The organism is Bacterioplanes sanyensis (assembly GCF_002237535.1).
Classification (GTDB): Bacteria; Pseudomonadota; Gammaproteobacteria; order Pseudomonadales; family Oceanobacteraceae; genus Bacterioplanes; species Bacterioplanes sanyensis_A.
The window spans coordinates 2,760,281-2,776,955 of the sequence record NZ_CP022530.1 but is presented as its reverse complement, the minus strand read 5'-3'; the positions used below and the strand labels follow the sequence as shown (position 1 = coordinate 2,776,955).

Annotated in this window: 15 protein-coding genes; 8 read left to right on the top strand and 7 right to left on the bottom strand. The window is 53.3% G+C overall.

Annotated features, from left to right (window positions below; translation table 11 throughout):
• Nucleotide 1: 1 nt before the first annotated feature.
• Complete coding sequence (locus CHH28_RS12920) at nt 2-1,072, bottom strand: alpha/beta hydrolase family protein (protein WP_094060699.1); 1,071 nt, start codon at nt 1,070-1,072, stop codon at nt 2-4.
• Nucleotides 1,073-1,244: 172 nt separating this feature from the next.
• Between CHH28_RS12920 and CHH28_RS12915 the strand changes: the two genes are divergently transcribed.
• The 6 genes from CHH28_RS12915 (at nt 1,245) to CHH28_RS12890 (ending at nt 8,116) form a co-directional block, all read left to right on the top strand.
• Nucleotides 1,245-1,706 carry a DUF2141 domain-containing protein gene (locus tag CHH28_RS12915; RefSeq protein WP_094060698.1) on the top strand — a complete coding sequence of 154 codons (462 nt, stop codon included), beginning with the start codon at nt 1,245-1,247 and terminating at the stop codon, nt 1,704-1,706.
• A gap of 10 nt (nt 1,707-1,716) precedes the next feature.
• Nucleotides 1,717-2,889 (top strand): efflux RND transporter periplasmic adaptor subunit, encoded by a 1,173-nt coding sequence (locus CHH28_RS12910; protein ID WP_094060697.1) that lies wholly within the window; start codon nt 1,717-1,719, stop codon nt 2,887-2,889.
• A complete protein-coding gene (locus CHH28_RS12905; RefSeq protein ID WP_094060696.1) occupies nt 2,886-6,023 on the top strand; it encodes an efflux RND transporter permease subunit in 3,138 nt (1,045 codons plus the stop codon). The genes CHH28_RS12910 and CHH28_RS12905 overlap by 4 nt, the downstream gene beginning before the upstream one ends.
• A gap of 26 nt (nt 6,024-6,049) precedes the next feature.
• Nucleotides 6,050-6,799, top strand: a complete 750-nt coding sequence (locus CHH28_RS12900; RefSeq protein ID WP_094060695.1) for a MipA/OmpV family protein — start codon at nt 6,050-6,052, stop codon at nt 6,797-6,799.
• Between the two features lie 322 nt (nt 6,800-7,121).
• Complete coding sequence (locus CHH28_RS12895) at nt 7,122-7,649, top strand: YcxB family protein (RefSeq protein ID WP_094060694.1); 528 nt, start codon at nt 7,122-7,124, stop codon at nt 7,647-7,649.
• 5 nt (nt 7,650-7,654) lie between these two features.
• Nucleotides 7,655-8,116: a GNAT family N-acetyltransferase gene (locus tag CHH28_RS12890; RefSeq protein ID WP_094060693.1), complete on the top strand. Its 462-nt coding sequence runs from the start codon at nt 7,655-7,657 to the stop codon at nt 8,114-8,116.
• A 36-nt stretch (nt 8,117-8,152) separates the two neighbouring features.
• Here CHH28_RS12890 and CHH28_RS12885 read toward each other — a convergent pair whose 3' ends face one another.
• From CHH28_RS12885 to CHH28_RS12875, 3 genes are read right to left on the bottom strand one after another with little or no spacing between them, the layout of a single operon-like run.
• Nucleotides 8,153-9,586, bottom strand: a complete 1,434-nt coding sequence (locus CHH28_RS12885; protein ID WP_094060692.1) for an ATP-binding protein — start codon at nt 9,584-9,586, stop codon at nt 8,153-8,155.
• Entirely contained in the window at nt 9,583-10,302 is a 720-nt protein-coding gene (locus CHH28_RS12880; RefSeq protein WP_094060691.1) for a response regulator transcription factor, read from the bottom strand. The genes CHH28_RS12885 and CHH28_RS12880 overlap by 4 nt, the downstream gene beginning before the upstream one ends.
• Nucleotides 10,292-10,657, bottom strand: coding sequence for a hypothetical protein (locus CHH28_RS12875; RefSeq protein ID WP_094060690.1), 366 nt, complete (start codon nt 10,655-10,657; stop codon nt 10,292-10,294). The genes CHH28_RS12880 and CHH28_RS12875 overlap by 11 nt, the downstream gene beginning before the upstream one ends.
• Nucleotides 10,658-10,929: 272 nt before the next feature.
• Between CHH28_RS12875 and CHH28_RS12870 the strand changes: the two genes are divergently transcribed.
• The gene (locus tag CHH28_RS12870) at nt 10,930-11,982 is read left to right on the top strand and encodes a TRAP transporter substrate-binding protein (RefSeq protein WP_094060689.1); all 1,053 of its coding nucleotides are present in this window, start codon (nt 10,930-10,932) and stop codon (nt 11,980-11,982) included.
• Between the two features lie 33 nt (nt 11,983-12,015).
• Here CHH28_RS12870 and CHH28_RS12865 read toward each other — a convergent pair whose 3' ends face one another.
• Together CHH28_RS12865 and CHH28_RS12860 are read right to left on the bottom strand one after the other, a co-directional pair.
• Nucleotides 12,016-12,645 (bottom strand): LysE family translocator, encoded by a 630-nt coding sequence (locus CHH28_RS12865; protein ID WP_094060688.1) that lies wholly within the window; start codon nt 12,643-12,645, stop codon nt 12,016-12,018.
• A gap of 32 nt (nt 12,646-12,677) precedes the next feature.
• The gene (locus CHH28_RS12860; protein WP_094060687.1) at nt 12,678-13,682 is read right to left on the bottom strand and encodes a GlxA family transcriptional regulator; all 1,005 of its coding nucleotides are present in this window, start codon (nt 13,680-13,682) and stop codon (nt 12,678-12,680) included.
• 156 nt (nt 13,683-13,838) lie between these two features.
• Here CHH28_RS12860 and CHH28_RS12855 point away from each other — a divergent pair, with 156 nt between their 5' ends.
• Complete coding sequence (locus tag CHH28_RS12855; protein ID WP_094060686.1) at nt 13,839-15,551, top strand: beta-ketoacyl synthase; 1,713 nt, start codon at nt 13,839-13,841, stop codon at nt 15,549-15,551.
• Here the strand turns inward: CHH28_RS12855 and CHH28_RS12850 are convergent, their stop codons facing one another.
• Nucleotides 15,552-16,550 (bottom strand): AraC family transcriptional regulator ligand-binding domain-containing protein, encoded by a 999-nt coding sequence (locus CHH28_RS12850; protein ID WP_157729903.1) that lies wholly within the window; start codon nt 16,548-16,550, stop codon nt 15,552-15,554.
• Between the last annotated feature and the right edge of the window lie 125 nt (nt 16,551-16,675).

The window sequence follows — 16,675 nt, the reverse complement described above, 5'->3', positions numbered from 1 at the left end:
ATTAGCCATTGACCAGTGATCGAGCGGCGTTCGATGGCTGGCTTTTATTGCCACCGAGTTGTTGCTCGATCCAGTGAGCAATATCGGTGGTGACGCCATCCGCCAGTCCCTCTTCACCCAGCACAATCATTTTTAGCCAAAACCACAGGCCATCTTTAGGCTGATGTTGAAAATAACGATGCTTAAATAAAGCGTGATCCGCATCAGGGTACACCTGGTGATGGAACTGCGCGCCTAGTTGCGCAGAATACACAGCAATCGATTGCTGCACATCCACTTGCTGATCCGAGTCTGCGAATACCGCCAGCACAGGCTGAGAAATAACTGGCAATGTTGCACTGGCATCGACATGAATATTCTTTACTACAAAACCAAAGCGCTCCGGCGACATGGCTGAGCCATCCGATAGCGCCGCTGGCAGTTGCTGGCGTAGATCAAGATAATCCTGGTAGCTGATTCCCTGCGCGAGCTGCTGATCCATTTTTTGGTTATACGCCAGACTGGCTTCAATATCAGACTCCGACAAACCCAGCGCTGACAGGCGCTGGCGAGTTAAATACCGCCCTTGCTCACGCCAATTAATGGCGGTAGAAACAAATACTGCAAAGGCCAAATTGGCATCCTGAGCCAGCACGGCTGGCAGCACCCACCCCGCCTGGGAAAAACCCATCACACCGATATTATCTGGGCTAACGTCATCGCGACTGCGCAAGTAGTGTATGGCCGCCAGCACTTCCTGACTGCGATCGTCCATGCTCTGCTGCAACCAACTGCCCTCAGAGGCACCAACGCCAGGTTTATCCCAGCTGAACACGGCAATACCGGCTGCCAATAAAGCCTCAAAGTACGGCTGATAATACCCCGAGCTGGTTCGATCCGTTGCCCCATCGCCATGCACCACCAACGCCACAGGCCAGGGTTTATTGGCCTTTTCCGGCATTAATAATGAGCCAGATAAGCGATTACCTGCCGCAGTAAACGCAACCTTCTCCGCCTGATAGTTCGCTTCATCGAGCAATACCAGTACGGTCAACACTACCACCATGATCACTGCCGTGAGCATTACTTTCATACACGCCTCTCCTTATTTTTTCTCATGGTAGAGGCAGCCAGGATCGCGGCCCAAACGCTTTGGCGCAGTATCGCGGTGCTTCTTACAAAGGCTTACTGAAGCCATGCCAGCCCCTCCCTAGACTGAGCCGCAGAACGCTTCAAACACCAAGATCATTCAACAGGAACACACCATGACCAAGATACACAGCGCTGCAGCACTGGCCGTTTTATGCAGTGCAGCGATACAGGCACAACCGGCAGCCGTACAAACCACAGCCAAGACAACAGCTCAAGGCACTTTGATTATTCAAGTCAATGCCGCTGCCAATAACGATGGCTACATCGACATCAGCCTATTAAGTAATGAACAGCAATTCAGCGGCGATGCAACGCCTGCGCTGAACTGCCGCCAACCAGTGGTGGCGCAACAAGCCAGTTGCACTTTTGATGGTTTAAAGCATGGTCACTACGCGCTGTTCGTCTACCACGATGAAAATGACAACCACGCCTTGGACGAAAACTTTCTTGGTGCTCCCACCGAAAAGCTGGCCATCAGCGCGATTGATTTAGCCAGCAACAGCAGCCCGACGTTTGACCAAAGCAAATTTGGTTTCCAAGCCCAGGTCGGGCAAGTGTTTATCAACCTGCAATAGAGCACATGCAATGAAATCATGGTTTTCATCTGTTCGCCTACGCCAGATCCTCGCTGCCAGCGTGGCGGTTTTTATTCTGTTGCTGGTATTGGATGAGCTGGAAAACACGGATGTATCCGTTGCTCAAGTGACTCCCGCTACCCAACACCGAGTAGCCAGTGTGGTTCAACCTCGAGCTGAGCCCAGTATGCCGACGGTAACGGTGCTGGGCAGTGTCGAAAGCTGTAAATGGGTGGACCTCACCAGCGAGGTGGCAGGTCGCGTATTGCAAACCTCTGCTGAATATCAACGTGGAACCTTGCTGGCGCCAGAGCAGTGGTTGCTACAACTCGATCCGCTACCGTATCAAGCCGCAGTCGCCGAGGCCAAAGTGGCATTAATGAACGCCAGCATGGCGCTGAAAAATGCGCGTGCGCAATACGCACACGACAGCCTGATGGTGCAAACGGCCCAAGCGCAATTGGAGCATTATCAGCTACTGGCAAAACAAGCCCAGCAGAATCTCAGCCACACTCGCATTACCCTGCCCTTCGCTGGCGAATTGATAGAAATAAAAGCGCATGTCGGCGAGCACATTGCTGTTGGCCAGAGCATCGCTACGGTCTTACCACATCAAGGCCAGGACATTCGTATCGCCATCAGTGAGCGAGAGTTTCATCTGCTGCCCCCGTCCGTTGAGCAGCAAACCGTTATTATCCGTGATCTAAACAACGACGTGTTAGGTCATGCACGTATCCGCGGGGTCAGCCAATACAGTGCTCAGCTACAACGCCAGCTGTATTTAACCCCGAGCAAAAACCTCACATTAATCAGTGGCCAGCCGGTTCGAGTACAACTGCCGCTGGCGCCTTGGCCAAGCATATTTTCCTTACCCGAAAGCAGCTTAACGGCACAGCACGAAATTTGGTGGCTGGATGGCCAGCACAGGGCCCAGCGCCACGCATTGCATGAGTTTGTTTTACAAGATGGGCGGGTGTTCTTTCACTGGCCTGACGCTGTAGCAAACCTCAGCAGTATCATTGCCTACCCCAGCGATGCCCTGGCCCAAGGCATGTACATTAAACCGCATTACATTGCCGCCTCGACTGCTGACGCTACAACGGCCATTCACGCTAACAAGGCCAGTCACGCTAAAACGAGCACCCATCTAGCGGACAGTACTGCCACGGAGGGGTCACTATGATTGCCTGGTTTACCCGCCATCCCGTGGCCGCCAATTTGTTAATGCTGAGCTTATTGCTCGGCGGCTGGATATCGGCCAGCCACATGCGCAAAGAGGTGCTGCCTAAATTACCCGCCAGCGAAATCTACGTCAGTGCGTATTACGAAGGCCGTAGTGCAGAGCAAATTGATCAGGAGCTGGGGCTAAAAGTCATTCGCTCGCTTGAGGGCCTCAGTGGCATCAAGTCTGTGACAGTGGCCAGCCAGCAAGACAGCTTGCATGTCACAGTAAAAAAACAACTGGATTACGACATTCATAAACTGCTAAGTGACGTTAAAGCCAGCGTTGAAGGCATTTACGACTGGCCCGAACAAGCCGAAAAAGCACAAATCACTTTAGCAGATATGACCTTTGATGCCTTGATGGTGCAACTGCATGGCGACACCGATGACGCCAGCTTGTTATCCGCCGCCAATCAGGTCAAGCAAGCCTTGTTGGCCAACCCTGCGGTGCACAAGGTCAAACAGCACGGCATACTGGAATACGGCATTTATGTGTACCTGCAGCCAGAAAAAATGCAACTGTATCAATTGTCGTTTGCGGAAGTAGCCGACGCCTTACATCAGCAATCAGTGCGTAGTCGTTCAGGGTTACTGAAAACTGACAACGGCCAATTTCTACTGCAAGGCGAGCACAGTGTTGAATCATTACAACAGTTGAGTCAGCTGGTGGTGCGCATCAGTGACGAAGGCCAGCTTCTGCGACTAGCAGACGTTGCCCGTATCCATGATGGTTTTTTGGAGCATAACTCTGAGCTGAGTTTTAACCAGCAGCCGAGCATGGCCTTTGCTGTAAAAATGGCCGCCACCAGTGACGTTCTGGAAATCTCCGAGCAAGTCAAAGCCGTGGTATCCGAGCTACAGCAGCGGCTGCCGAATAACTTACAACTGACTGTGTGGTTTAACTCCGCCGATTACGTCGAGTCACGCCTGACCCTGCTGAGCAACAATGCGGCCATGGGGTTTATTCTGGTCTTTATTATTCTCGGGCTATTCCTGCAATTGCGCTTGGCATTTTGGGTGGCCATGGGGTTGCCTGTGGCCATTGCAGGGACGCTGATCATCTTGGGCGAGCTGGGCTTTCAATACACCATCAATGAAGTCACCACCTTCGGCTTTATTTTAGTATTGGGTATTTTGGTCGATGACGCTGTGGTGGTGGGCGAAAGTATTTATACCCACAAACAGCAGTTAGGCCAGGGAGATACGACATCTTCGGTGGAAGCGGCCATTGCCGGGGCGAAGAAAGTGGCACTGCCGACCACCTTTGGCGTATTAACCACAGTGGTGGCACTGCTGCCAATGACGCAATTTCCCTCAGAAACCGGGCGTTTATTTGCAGGCTTTGCCTGGGTCATTATCGTCGCGCTATTGTTTTCTCTGCTGGAATCCAAATTAATTTTACCAGCACATTTGCGCCATATCCGCGTCGAGAAAAAATACAGTCGTTTTGCCCAACTGCGCCAGCTACCACAGGCAGGGCTGGATATTTGCCGACAGCGGTTGTATTTGCCATTGCTGCGCTGGTCGCTGCGCTATCGCTACGCTGTTCTGATCTCCAGTCTGGCACTGTGTCTTTTGGTATTTGGCTATCTGTATCTGGGAAAAATACGCAGTGTCATGTTCCCCCAGGTACCGGGTGATTTGATGATCATGCAAATCGACATGGAGCCGAATACACCGCTGCCGCTATTACAACAAGCCAGTGCCGCAGTAAAGCTGCAGCGCCAACGCATCAACCAACAATTTCAACATCAACACAACATCAGCGCCGATGTGATCGAAAAAAGCATGACCATCACCTTGGAGCAGGGGCAAATACTGGTGTTTGCCGAACCGCTAAAGCGTGAGCTGCGAGGAGCGGTGGACTTAAATGCACTGGCACAGCAATGGAAGCAAGCGCTACAGAACTTAGAGGCCGTCGCCAATATCGACGTAGCCGTTTCGGTTGAAGGCTCGGCCGTGGGCAACCAGATCATTGTGCAGCACCCCAATGTCGAAACCCTCGGCACCCAAACTCATGCCGTCAAGCAGTGGCTACTGGCGCAGCCGGGCGTACGATCGGTTAAGGACACCAACGCCGCGTACATGCCACAGCTGTCATTTACGCTAAAGCCCGAGGCACAACTGTACGGCATCAGCCGACGCATGCTGGCTGAGCAGTTGGCGGCCGGCTTTGGCGGATTGGAAGTGGATCGCTTTTTTCGCGGCCAAGCACGAGTAAAAATGTACTTGACTCTGGCACCGCAGGCACGAGACAGCCGCGCCGACTTGGCTAACTTTTATATCTTTAATAACGATGGACAGCGCTTCCCTCTCAGCAGCATTGCTACTTTAGAAGCCAGTCAGGCCAGCAATCTGTTTTATCGCCATAACGGAGCTTTGAGTCGCAATTTAGTGGTGGATATCGATAAATCCATTGCTAGCCCTGGGCAAATATTTCAGCAGCTAAATACAACCTACCTGCCACAGCTTCAGCAGCAGCATCCACGCCTTGATTTACTGCCAGCTGGCGAATTAGAGGAGGTGTCTGAGTCACAAAAAGGACTATTAACAGCCTTTGCGCTGGCGATGCTGGGTATTTATATCTTGCTGGCCGTGCCATTGCAGCGCTATTGGCAGCCACTGATCATTATGGCTGCCATTCCCATCGGCTTGGTCGGTGCCATTATTGGCCATGTGGTACTGGGGTTAACCGTTAGCTTGTATTCATGGCTCGGCATGCTGGCGCTGTCCGGTGTCGTCGTCAATGACAGCTTGCTGATTGTGAATCGCTTTAATGAGTATCGCGCTCAGGGGCTAGAGCTGCAAAACGCCGTTATTCAGTCCTGCTTAAGCCGCTTTCGAGCCATCATTCTGACCTCTGTCACCACCTTTGCTGGCCTCTATCCATTGCTCAGTGAGACGTCAGAACAGGCGCAATATCTTATTCCAGCGGCCGCCTCCATGGCCTATGGCTTGTTGTTTGCCACCGTCATCAGCCTGGTCCTGATACCCATCATTTTGGTGATCTGTGCCGACGTGGCTGCCTGGCTCGGCATACAACGCAGCACCGCTCTGGTTGATAACACTCGTTCGACTGTTACATCGCATTAAACGCTACCGTTAATAAGGATATCAGCATGAAGTACCGCCCATTGCGCTATGTTTCAACGGCCACTATGGCTCTTACCATCGGCAGTGTTTCGCTACCGGTACACAGTGAGTTTCGGTTAGGGGCCGGCATGGCCAATACCTCAGGAGAATACAAAGACAGCCAGGGCAACGTGTATGCGCTGCCCGTGATTCAATATCAAAGTGAACTTATCAATATCAATATTGATCGGGCTGAAGTGTATTTACCAATCAGCCAGCACAGTTGGCTCAGTGCTTTGGCGTCACTGCGGCTACAGACGTTAAATGAAGACACCAGCAAAGCTACCCGTGGCATCGAAGCGCGTAAAGAGAGCTTGGATGCAGGTGTCGGCATTCACAGCTTCGACGATGCCATCGGTTATCTGGGGCTGGAATGGGTGCACGATATTAGCCAACAGCACAAAGGCCATGAGCTATCGCTGATTGCTGCCATGCCGCTGGAAGGCCCGCGGCTCAGTATTACGCCCAGCGTATTTATCAACCAGTTGAGCGAGGAATTAGTCGACTATTATTATGGTATTCGCACCTCAGAAGTGCGCAGCGAGCGCCCGCTCTACCAAGGGCAAGCCACCACTAATATTGGTGGCAGCTTGGACATTCATTACCGCATGACCTCTCGCTGGCGCCTACAGTCTGAAACCAGCATCACGCAACTGGGGTCTGGCATTAGCGATAGCCCGATTATCGATACCAAAGTACGTTGGAATACCATGCTGTCCGTCAGTTATCAGTTGTGAGTCTGCTTTAAACCTGTTTTAAAACTGCGCCAGCGCTGCCCTCGTGGCAGCACTGGCTGGTGTCATCAATATTGTCCTCATGGTTAACCTAGACAAAACAGCCGACCATAACACCTCAGACGTTAGCGAATTGCCTAATACTTGGATTACTGGTAATTTTTGCACGCTGTAAAGTTCAATCTAAATTCAGCACTGATGCAGCCCGCCTATTTTGTGATCTGATCAGGAAAATTCAGCCGAGCGATTCGATCGCGCAGTCCGATTGAGAGAGAAATTCTTCTGGCCCAGTAAAAATACTGCCTAATGGAGTGTTTGCAGCACCATGGAAGTCACAATTAACCTCGAACAGCAAGATTGGTTGGCCTTGTCCTCTCACCTTGAGGCGGCTGCCCGCAATGAGCACAAAACATGGATGGACAGTGTTTGGTTCAATTTCCTTGTCGGCTTCGCGATCGCCATTCTGTGCACCGTGGTTTTCAATCGCTTCAGCGAGTTTCATTGGCCTACCGCGATAGTGGTTGCCTCGTTTCTTATTGCCCTCCTTACCGTCCACTTTTTTAGGTCAATCAAGATCCGTCGCTCTTTTGATCCGTTGGTGGATGGTATCTTCTGCGGAAAGCATACATTTACGTTTTCCGAACGTGGTATTGAGTCGCAAGGCAAGGGTTATCGAGGTGTCCACGCATGGAGCCTGGTTAAAAAGATCGAGCGCGTCTCAGGCATGATATTGATCTATCTCGACACCGCCAACGCACATGTTTTTCCTGAATCTCAGCTGGAGAGTCCAGATGAGTTCTACCGTCGCATCCAGGCGTTTCACACTCATTCGACCGCACAGCCCCGAGATTAAACACCATGGAATACTGCCTACTCGCCGATGAACCGGCAGCCGCCAACACCGTAGCTCAATGGTACTATGACCAATGGTGCAAAGCATCCGGGCGCGCCACTTTTGAGGCGGTGTTTGAAAATGTTTCAGCATCGATCAACCGAGAAAAGCCGCCGTTAATTGTTTTATGCAAACATAACAACCACATCATTGGCGCAGCAGAGCTTAAACTGCGTGAGATGGCCGCCTACCCGGAGTACGAATTTTGGCTTGGCGGTGTATATGTGACACAGGAATATCGCGGCCAAGGTATCGCAGCCCAGTTGGTTGCTCGGATAATAGAGATCGCACAAGGATTTGGCATCACTTATCTGCATTTGCAAACCGAAGATTTAACCGGCGGTTTGTATCGTCAGTTCGGTTTTGAGCATCTGCACCAAGTGAACTCTAAAGGCATTGAAGTCACCGTGATGCGAGCGCAGATTTAGCCGCATAAGAACAGGACATAGGCTTGGCGTTATAACTTAGCTAGGCTGCCCTTGACCTCGTACAACAAAAGCAGCACCACCCAGCTCGCTGTCTTGTACCTGTAACTCAAAACCATGTTTTTCCAGCAGATTGACCACGATCGCCAGCCCCAACCCACCACCTTGACTGCTGCGACTGTCATCTAGGCGCACAAAGGGCTGCAATACCCGAGTTTTATCTTCATCAGGAATGCCCGGACCGTCCTCTTCGATCATCAATGCAAACCCGCCACTGCCATCCGAACACAAGCGAACAGACAATTGACGACGGGCAAACTTAAAACCATTGCCTAAAAGATTTTCCAACACCCGTTGAAACAGACTGATATCGATATCGGCATTAACCGACTCCAACGTCTGAGTAACGTGAATATCGCGGTACAACGGTTGTAGGCGAGACAATACGCTGGTCACGATATCAGCAAGGTTGTGCGGTAACACAGTGAGCGGATACGCTTGGCCATTCAGCTTGGCCAGCAGCAACCAGTCGTCTAACAACTCGGTTAAATCATCCAGAGATGCATCCATTTGCTGCATTTGCTGGCGATAGTCATCCACGTCGCGACACTCGCGCGTCATATCAAGAGCAAAGCGCAAACGCGCCAATGGGGTTTTTAAGTCATGGGAGACGCCATTGACCATCAGTTGGTGTTCGTTCATCAAACTTTCGATACGCTCGGCCATATCATTAAATTGACTGGCCAACCCATGATACGGGTGGGGCAGCTGGGTATCAGCACGCTGACTAAAATCACCGCGCCCATACGCTTGGTAGCTTTGACTCAAACGGCGCACATGGCGTTGGTTGGCACGCACATACAGCCAAACAAACAGCGCTAATACAAAAAACACCACCAGCACCAGCGCATTGCCATAATGCTGATACGCCAGCGTATCGTGATACAGTTTTTCCAGCACCAATACACAATCGCACTGAGGGTAATAATAAAACAAGGTGACGTTATCCGTGACCCAGCCACTACGCGCATCCACCCATGCGCCCTGCTGTTGCAGCTCAAGCCGCTGCGACTGGGTTAGCGGTACATCCGATAACCTTTGCAGCGTTAAGTGGTAGCCAAATTTATCCTGCCACTGGGCCAGCCAATTACTCAAGTTGGGCAGCCATAATGGTTGTTGCAATACAGGTTCTTGCGATGCTGGCTCTTTTAATTCTGGCCTCTCCGACTCTGCCTCTGCCGCTTCTGTGGCAACGGATACCAGTTTCTCTGAAATCGATGCACTCAGCTGTGGCGTGCGTGTTTCATATTCGGCCATTTTCTGCTGCAACAACTGGCGAATGCCCTGGGTGCTCATACGTTCTTCGTCTTTAAGAGCAGACACATAATGCTGATCTAGTAGCACCACCGCCGCCAATACCCCCACCAGCAAGGCCAGCGAAAAATAGACAAACAGTCGACTAAAAAAGGTCATCCTTCTGCCAACATATAGCCACGACCGCGTACGGTTTTTATGTATTTATACGGCGGTACGCTGTCGTGCATTTTTTTTCTCAAACTGGAAATGCGCATATCAATGGCGCGATCCAGGCCGTCATACTCAATACCACGCAGCGCTGCAACAATGTCACTGCGAGCCAGCACCACCCCGGGTTTGGCCATCAAATATTCAGCGATGGAAAATTCGGCATCAGTGAGGGGCACAGGCTCATCGTCGATACAAAATTGCCGCGATGCTGGATCCAGAGTTAGGTTTTGCACTCGGTATTGAGGCGTCGATTGCTCCGCTGAGTGCTGCCCTTGAGCCAGTCGAATCAAGGCTTTTAATTTGGCGAATAAAATATGTGGTCGCAGCGGCTTTTGAATGTAATCGTGTACACCTAAATCAAACGCTTGCTCTTCGAGTTGAGGACGATCGCTGGCGGTGATCATTAATACAATGCCTTGGTACTCAGGTAACGCCTGACGCAGCAGTTCGAGCCCATTAAAATGCGGCAGCATCATATCCAGTAGCAAAATATCAGGCTGCCACTCCCGCACCAGTTTGAGCCCTTGAATACCTGTGGTTGCACTACTGACTCGGTAGCCTTGAGCCGTTAATGCCTCGCTGATCATGCGGTTCAGGCTATGGTCGTCTTCCACCACTAGGATACTGGGGGCATGCGGTGTACTTGGCTCGTTAACGCTCATCGGTAACGCCTTGAGTCCCTCTATCTGCTAAATCGCCATCAGATCGCCGAGGAGCGGGACTATAACGCTCAAAGGCTGGGGCATCGTAGTGGCTGTAATCAAGCAGCTCCTGCGGCCACTGCTCTGCCCACCGCTGGCGGCGCTCGGCAATGCTCATAGCAAAGACATCCTGATGCAAACGCTCCATTCGTTGTGCCAGCTCATCACGACTGATCAGCTGCAAAAACACCCCGGCTTGCATAAACCCTTGCAGTCGATGACGCTCCGCCGCGGGCGTCTTTACGCCGTGTTTCGATGCTCGAAACAACTGCAACAAACGCTGCTCAACTTGCTCGATAAAAGCCTGCTTATCCATACACCATCCTGTGCGCTATCGCTGTGGGCTGATAGTGCCATGTTTTGCTATCCAAAACCCAGGAACTCGCAAAAACCAGCCGCTGTAAACATTAGTCCTCGTGTTGCTTGGCTGACCGTCAAAACCCCTCTATTGACAGACTACTTTGCCATTGGGCCTGAGCGCTAATAACGGCAGTGACAGATATGAACGGTGGCGCTGCGGCGGCCTTTTAACTCCGACTTCGGCATTTGTACTTATACTAAAGTACAACCCAGTCGATTTGAGTTGCCATGCCTCTTTCCCGTCGTCGTTTCTTAGCTGCCTCCGTTGCCAGCGCTGTTGCTTGGCAATATCCCCTGCGCGCTGCAGCCGACAGCGAGTATCGGCTGCGCTTTGCCTCTCCTTATCGCACCATAGAAGCACCCACCAGCCCGCACATGCATGAACAAATTAAGGAAGTCGTTGAGCGACTGTCGGATGGGCGCATTCAGGTCGACATTTTGGAAAACGGTGCGGCAGGCATTGGCCCTGAGCTGATGGCCAAAGTGTCCCGCGGCATGGTCGATGCCGCCCTGGTGTCGGCGTCCAACTTAAGCCCCATCGCCCCGATTCTGGACATTCTCAACATTCCATTCTGGAGCGCCAGCAATGATGCCTATGACCGATTGGTACGTTCAACGGTGTGGCGGCGCCTGATTGTCGACCATATTAATAACGCCGGGGCCATCTATGTTTGGTTTCCTTACGTGGTGGGCGCACGCACGTTGGCCACTGGTAAACATTGGCCACAGGCGATCACCCACCCAGACCAGCTGGTTGATGCAGTTGTGCGTGTTCCCAGCAGCGAACTGCTGCGCCATTGTTACACCATCGCTGGCGGGCGCACACGGCGAGTGGATTGGGGCGAGGTGTCAAAATCGCTGCAACTGCGCCAGATCGACATCATCGACCCGTCTATTTCATCGCTCTACAGCGGGCCAGATGGGCTGCGCCACCACATTGCCCACATCAGCCAAATCGAATCGGTACACGACGGCTGGATGGCGGTGATCAATCAAAACTGGCTACGGTCGCTGCCAGCCAGTCTGCAGGACGTCATGTACGCCGCGGGCGATGAAATACAAGCCTTGCAACCTAAGATCGCGCGGCAGGCCGATGATGCGGCCAAGCAGCTATTTAGCGCTGCCGGAGTGGACATTCATCAATTGGATGACGAGCAGCGCGCGCATTGGCAGCAGCGCTGCGGCCATCAGCATCCGTCGTGGCGACGGTTTAAACGCGACATTCTCGGCAACGAGCTGTTGTTTGACGAACTGCTCGCTGCCGCCAATGGCGACGCCTAAAAGCATCGTGGCAGGTTGAAAAGATTCAGCGTTCTAGCTGCGCTGCGTCAGCACCAAGGCGCTGAAATAAATCATCACAGAACCCGATAAACGCTGCACCCAGGTGCCCAGCGACGAATGCCGTGACCAGCTTTTTACCCGAGCAATGGCATGTGTCATGGCGGTAAACCAGACAAAAATAATGCTGGCATGCAACGCCACTAAGGCAAACGCCGACATGTACGAAAAACTCGCTGGGTCGATAAATTGCGGGAATGCCGCTAAATAAAACACCGACACTTTGGGGTTAAGCAATTGGGTTAAAAACCCTTCACTGAAGTAGTAGCGCGCAGAGCGCGTCTGGGTATCGATAACAGGCGCGTCTGTCGTGTCGTTCGGGCGCTGCAATGATTGCCAAATCGCTTTGGCACCAATGTAAAACAAGTAAGCCGCGCCCAGCACTTTCACCAGCATAAACAGCTCAGCAGACTGCAATACCAACGCGGACAAACCAAATATCGACAACGCTCCGTGGACAAAGGTCGCCAGAAACAAGCCAATGATGTTCATCATCGACGCCGATTTGCCTTGTGCGGTGGCGGTTTTAACAATCAGCACACCATTCGGTCCTGGCGACATCACCAACAGCGTGGCAATCACCGCAAACGCTAACAGTTCGTTCATGCTTTAAGCTCCTTGCGTCAAAGACCGCCATTCTACCCGCTAAACAGCTTTAACCGTACTTTTTGTCGGTACTGCCCCGGCGTTTGCTGCAACCAACGACGAAATACGCGCCCCAAATGACTGCTGTCGCTAAAACCCGTCGCGCTGGCGATGTCTGCCACGCTGAGGTTGCTGTGCTGCAGCAACTCGCAGGCTTGGTCGCAACGTAAGCGCTGCAAATACTGCCCAGGCGTTAGTTCGGTCACTTGCTTAAACCGCCGCTCCAGCTGACGCTCGCTTAACCCCACCTGCGCCGCCAGCAACTCCAGTTGCAACGGTTTAAGCATGTTTTGCCGCAGCCAACTTTGTGCGTGCGCAATGGCTTCATCGGCGTGGCGACTGTACTGGTCATCGTGAAATACACCCTTGTCCAACGGGTTTCTGACCTCGGGAGAAAACTGCTGCTCAATGGCCAGTGCCAGCGGTTTGCCATACAACATGGCTAACAGATGCACCATCATGTCCGCACCTGAGTTAACACTGGCAGCGCAATAAATACGCCCGGCCTGCGTCAGCAAGCGTTCGCGTTGCAACTTAACGCGCGGGTAATCGCGAGCAAACGCGTCCAGGTAATGCCAATGCGTTGTTGCCACCTGCCCGTCCAACAACCCTGCTGCCGCCACCATGCACACCCCGGTTCCCACAGCCACAATGCTGGCGCCTTGCAAATAGCGCTGTCGCAGCCATCGCACCACACTGTCTTCATGCTTCACCACCGGCCTGGGGTTGCGCCACAGGGCCGGCACTACAATTAAATCCGTATGTTCGACCTCGCTGCAGGCCTTGTGTGGCTGCAATGGAAAGCCGCCAAGCATGGTCATTGGTTCACGCTGGCGAGCCACCAGCTCAATGGTGAAGTCACTGTCGCCCGCTCGCTGCAACAACAAACGAGCGCGCGCTGCTTCCAGCATTTCCATCGGAATGGCAATACTGGAGCTGAGCATTTTCGGCAACGCCAGCAAGCTCACATGACGCAGCGGCTGCAATACCTCGGGCATGATTTCCTTTCCTAGCAAGACACAAACGTGGCGGTTTCGTTATCTAAAATGTCGCTTTTGTATTACTGATGATTCTAGCGGCCCACTAAAATTAACGCATCTGTTTTTCCATCACTTCTTTTTCCAACACGTATTTTCAAACAGTAGAGACCGAACATGAGAAAGCTGGCCGTCATTACAGGCTTTGGGGGCATCAACGCCGCTGGTAGAAGCTCTGGCCATCACGCCTTCCGCCGCATCATCGAAGGCGCATTAAACACCCAGCAACGCAGTGCCATGCTGGCCAGCCTGGCACAAATCAGTGGCAAACCCTGCACCACAGAGCAACACATCGACGCCCTGCTGCAAGGCTCGCTGATTCGCGGTTGGGACAACGTGCCCTTTGATTCGCAGGCAGTGCCTGTCCATGTTCCATTTAAAGACGCCGATGGCCATGACTGTTTGCGCATAGAGCATAAGCGCTTGGCCGTACAAAGCGGTGGTCAGCTGCCGCACGGGTTTGATCCAGCCGCTCAGTACCCTTCCCGTCATCATCCTCGTGGATTGCAAATGGCGGTGTACGGCGCTTCCGATGCCCTGTCTTGCTTGGGCATGGATTGGCAACGTATTCGCCAGCACCTGCAACCCGACCAGATCGGCGTTTACGCTGGCTCAGCCATGGGCCAACTGGATGCGCAAGGCCACGGTGGCATGCTGCAAAGTGCGTTAAAAGGCAAACGCACCAGCTCCAAACAGTGCGCTTTGGGCCTCAGTGAAATGCCGGCGGATTTCATCAACGCCTATGTGCTGGGCAGCGTTGGCGCCACTGGCAGCATGGTCGGTGCTTGCGCGACCTTCCTGTACAACCTGAAAACCGCCGCGGACGACATTCAGTCTGGGCGCCGGCGCTTGGTCATTGTCGGTAACAGCGAAGCGCCGTTGGTGCCAGAAATTATTGAGGGCTACAACGCCATGACGGCATTGGCGACGGAGCAGAATTTGCGTGCCTTAGACGGCGTACAGGACAGTGCAGCCGCCGATTTACGCCGCGCCAGTCGCCCATTTGGCCACAATTGCGGCTTTACCTTAGGCGAATCCGCGCAGTTTTTTGTGCTGACCGACGACCAGCTGGCACTGGAGCTGGGGTTGACCATTCATGCCGCCGTTGGTGATGTTTTTGTGCACGCCGATGGCTATAAAAAATCCATCTCCGGGCCAGGTGTTGGCAATTACATCACCATGGGCAAAGCCATGGCCGAAGCGCAGCGCTGGTGCGGTGAACAAGCGTTGCGACAAGGCAGCTTTGTTCAAGCTCACGGCAGCAGCACACCGCATAACCGCACCACCGAATCGCATATTTACGCCGAGCTGGCGCAAGCCTTTGCCATCCAAGACTGGTCCATCACCGCGGCCAAAGCCTATGTTGGCCACTCAATTGGTGCAGCGTCGGCCGATCAGCTGCTGTTTACCTTGGGTGCCTGGCACGATGGTTGGCTGCCTGGCATCACCACCACTGAGCGCGTTGCCGACGACGTGGACCAGCGTGGTTTGAACTTCTTGCTGCAGCACCAACAGTTTGATGCCAGCTGCATGCCGCTGGCCTTTATTAACGCCAAAGGCTTTGGCGGCAACAATGCCTCAGCGTTTATGGTGTCACCAACGCAAACCAGGCAATGGCTGCAAGAGAAATACGGCAGCCAAGCATGGCATGACTACCTAACCCGCAACGACAGCATCCGCGCCCAAGCCGCCGACAATGACCAGCGCGCTAGCCAGCATGGCATCCAGGTGCGCTACCAGTTCGGTGAGCAGGTTTTGCAACCAGAGCAACTGGACATTTCGCCAGAGCGCATTGTGGTGCCCGGTTGGCAGCATTCCATACCTCTTTAATTAGTGTTCTGCGGCCTGCCAACGCTTTTGCGCTTTGTACAGGCCGCTAACATCAGCAAACCCCAAGCGCTCAGCCATTGAGATGGCATCTACGCGGTGGCGCCATTGCCGCCACTGCTGTTGACGCTGCTGATCGAGCAACTGGCGAAACTGGAAACCCTCTCGCTTCAGCTGGCGATAAAGACTGGCGCGGCTCATGGCCAACTGCTGTGCCACCGCTTGCGCCTGGCTAAAACGGCTCAAATCGCTCGCTAACAGGCTCAGCACTCGGGCATTCAAGCTGTGTTGCGGCTTTGCCAGCGCTTGAATTTCTCGATCCAGAACCGCCGAAAGATAGGCGTCTGCGCTTGTGAGTTGCAACGACAACACCTCGCGTGCAAAGCAAAGGCCATAACCGCTCGAGCGGACCCAATCGGCACTGGAGTAGTCCGCCAGCCACTGACACTGCGTTTGCCCGTCCTGCCAGGGGAAGAACCAAGCCAGCGGTTGCAGCTCAGATCCACACAAATCGCTGGCCCAGGCCTGCAAAGCCACCACACTGCGCTCACGTGCCATACGCGGATACACTTCGGGGCAATGCAGCAACAAGGTTACTGTGCTGTCGCTGTGATCTATCTGCCAGCGCTCTGCCGGATTCATCAACGCGATGTGCTGGGCAAACACCTCCAGCGCAGCGCCTAGGGTGTCGCTGCGTTCAACACGGTAGGCCAACACGCCCTGCGCAGCACGATTTACCTCGGCGCCGAGTTCTAAACCCAAGCAAGGGCCACCCAAATTGTCTGCCAATTGCCATAACTGCAGTAAGTATTCTTCGGGCAAGGTCCGATACAACCAGTGCCGATCCGCGCCTTGTTGCTGCAAGGCTGCAACCCACTCCGGCAATGCCGCATCGACATCGGCCAGCTGGACCGCGCTCACCAAGCGGCGCTGCAGCAGCTGACGCGCCAGATCGACCACGGCAATGAAGGCCACCGTTGTGCCTGTGTGCTCAATCTGCAACGGATTTCCTCGTATTCGACGTCAATTTCCTCACCCCTGCCGCGCGAGCGTCTCATCATGGCTCAGCCAGCGAACATGATTCATACAAAATTCATACAGCGACGCCGCCTGTCGAGCGTGAGCAC

What these genes read in the sequence shown, in the direction of transcription:
- CHH28_RS12875 (WP_094060690.1), bottom strand. Translation starts at nt 10,657, where the DNA reads ATGGATAAGCAGGCTTTTATCGAGCAAGTTGAGCAGCGTTTGTTGCAG.
- CHH28_RS12865 (WP_094060688.1), bottom strand. Translation starts at nt 12,645, where the DNA reads ATGAACGAACTGTTAGCGTTTGCGGTGATTGCCACGCTGTTGGTGATG.
- CHH28_RS12905 (WP_094060696.1), top strand. Translation starts at nt 2,886, where the DNA reads ATGATTGCCTGGTTTACCCGCCATCCCGTGGCCGCCAATTTGTTAATG.
- CHH28_RS12885 (WP_094060692.1), bottom strand. Translation starts at nt 9,586, where the DNA reads ATGACCTTTTTTAGTCGACTGTTTGTCTATTTTTCGCTGGCCTTGCTG.
- CHH28_RS12910 (WP_094060697.1), top strand. Translation starts at nt 1,717, where the DNA reads ATGAAATCATGGTTTTCATCTGTTCGCCTACGCCAGATCCTCGCTGCC.
- CHH28_RS12895 (WP_094060694.1), top strand. Translation starts at nt 7,122, where the DNA reads ATGGAAGTCACAATTAACCTCGAACAGCAAGATTGGTTGGCCTTGTCC.
- CHH28_RS12860 (WP_094060687.1), bottom strand. Translation starts at nt 13,682, where the DNA reads ATGCCCGAGGTATTGCAGCCGCTGCGTCATGTGAGCTTGCTGGCGTTG.
- CHH28_RS12920 (WP_094060699.1), bottom strand. Translation starts at nt 1,072, where the DNA reads ATGAAAGTAATGCTCACGGCAGTGATCATGGTGGTAGTGTTGACCGTA.
- CHH28_RS12880 (WP_094060691.1), bottom strand. Translation starts at nt 10,302, where the DNA reads ATGAGCGTTAACGAGCCAAGTACACCGCATGCCCCCAGTATCCTAGTG.
- CHH28_RS12855 (WP_094060686.1), top strand. Translation starts at nt 13,839, where the DNA reads ATGAGAAAGCTGGCCGTCATTACAGGCTTTGGGGGCATCAACGCCGCT.
- CHH28_RS12900 (WP_094060695.1), top strand. Translation starts at nt 6,050, where the DNA reads ATGAAGTACCGCCCATTGCGCTATGTTTCAACGGCCACTATGGCTCTT.
- CHH28_RS12915 (WP_094060698.1), top strand. Translation starts at nt 1,245, where the DNA reads ATGACCAAGATACACAGCGCTGCAGCACTGGCCGTTTTATGCAGTGCA.
- CHH28_RS12890 (WP_094060693.1), top strand. Translation starts at nt 7,655, where the DNA reads ATGGAATACTGCCTACTCGCCGATGAACCGGCAGCCGCCAACACCGTA.
- CHH28_RS12870 (WP_094060689.1), top strand. Translation starts at nt 10,930, where the DNA reads ATGCCTCTTTCCCGTCGTCGTTTCTTAGCTGCCTCCGTTGCCAGCGCT.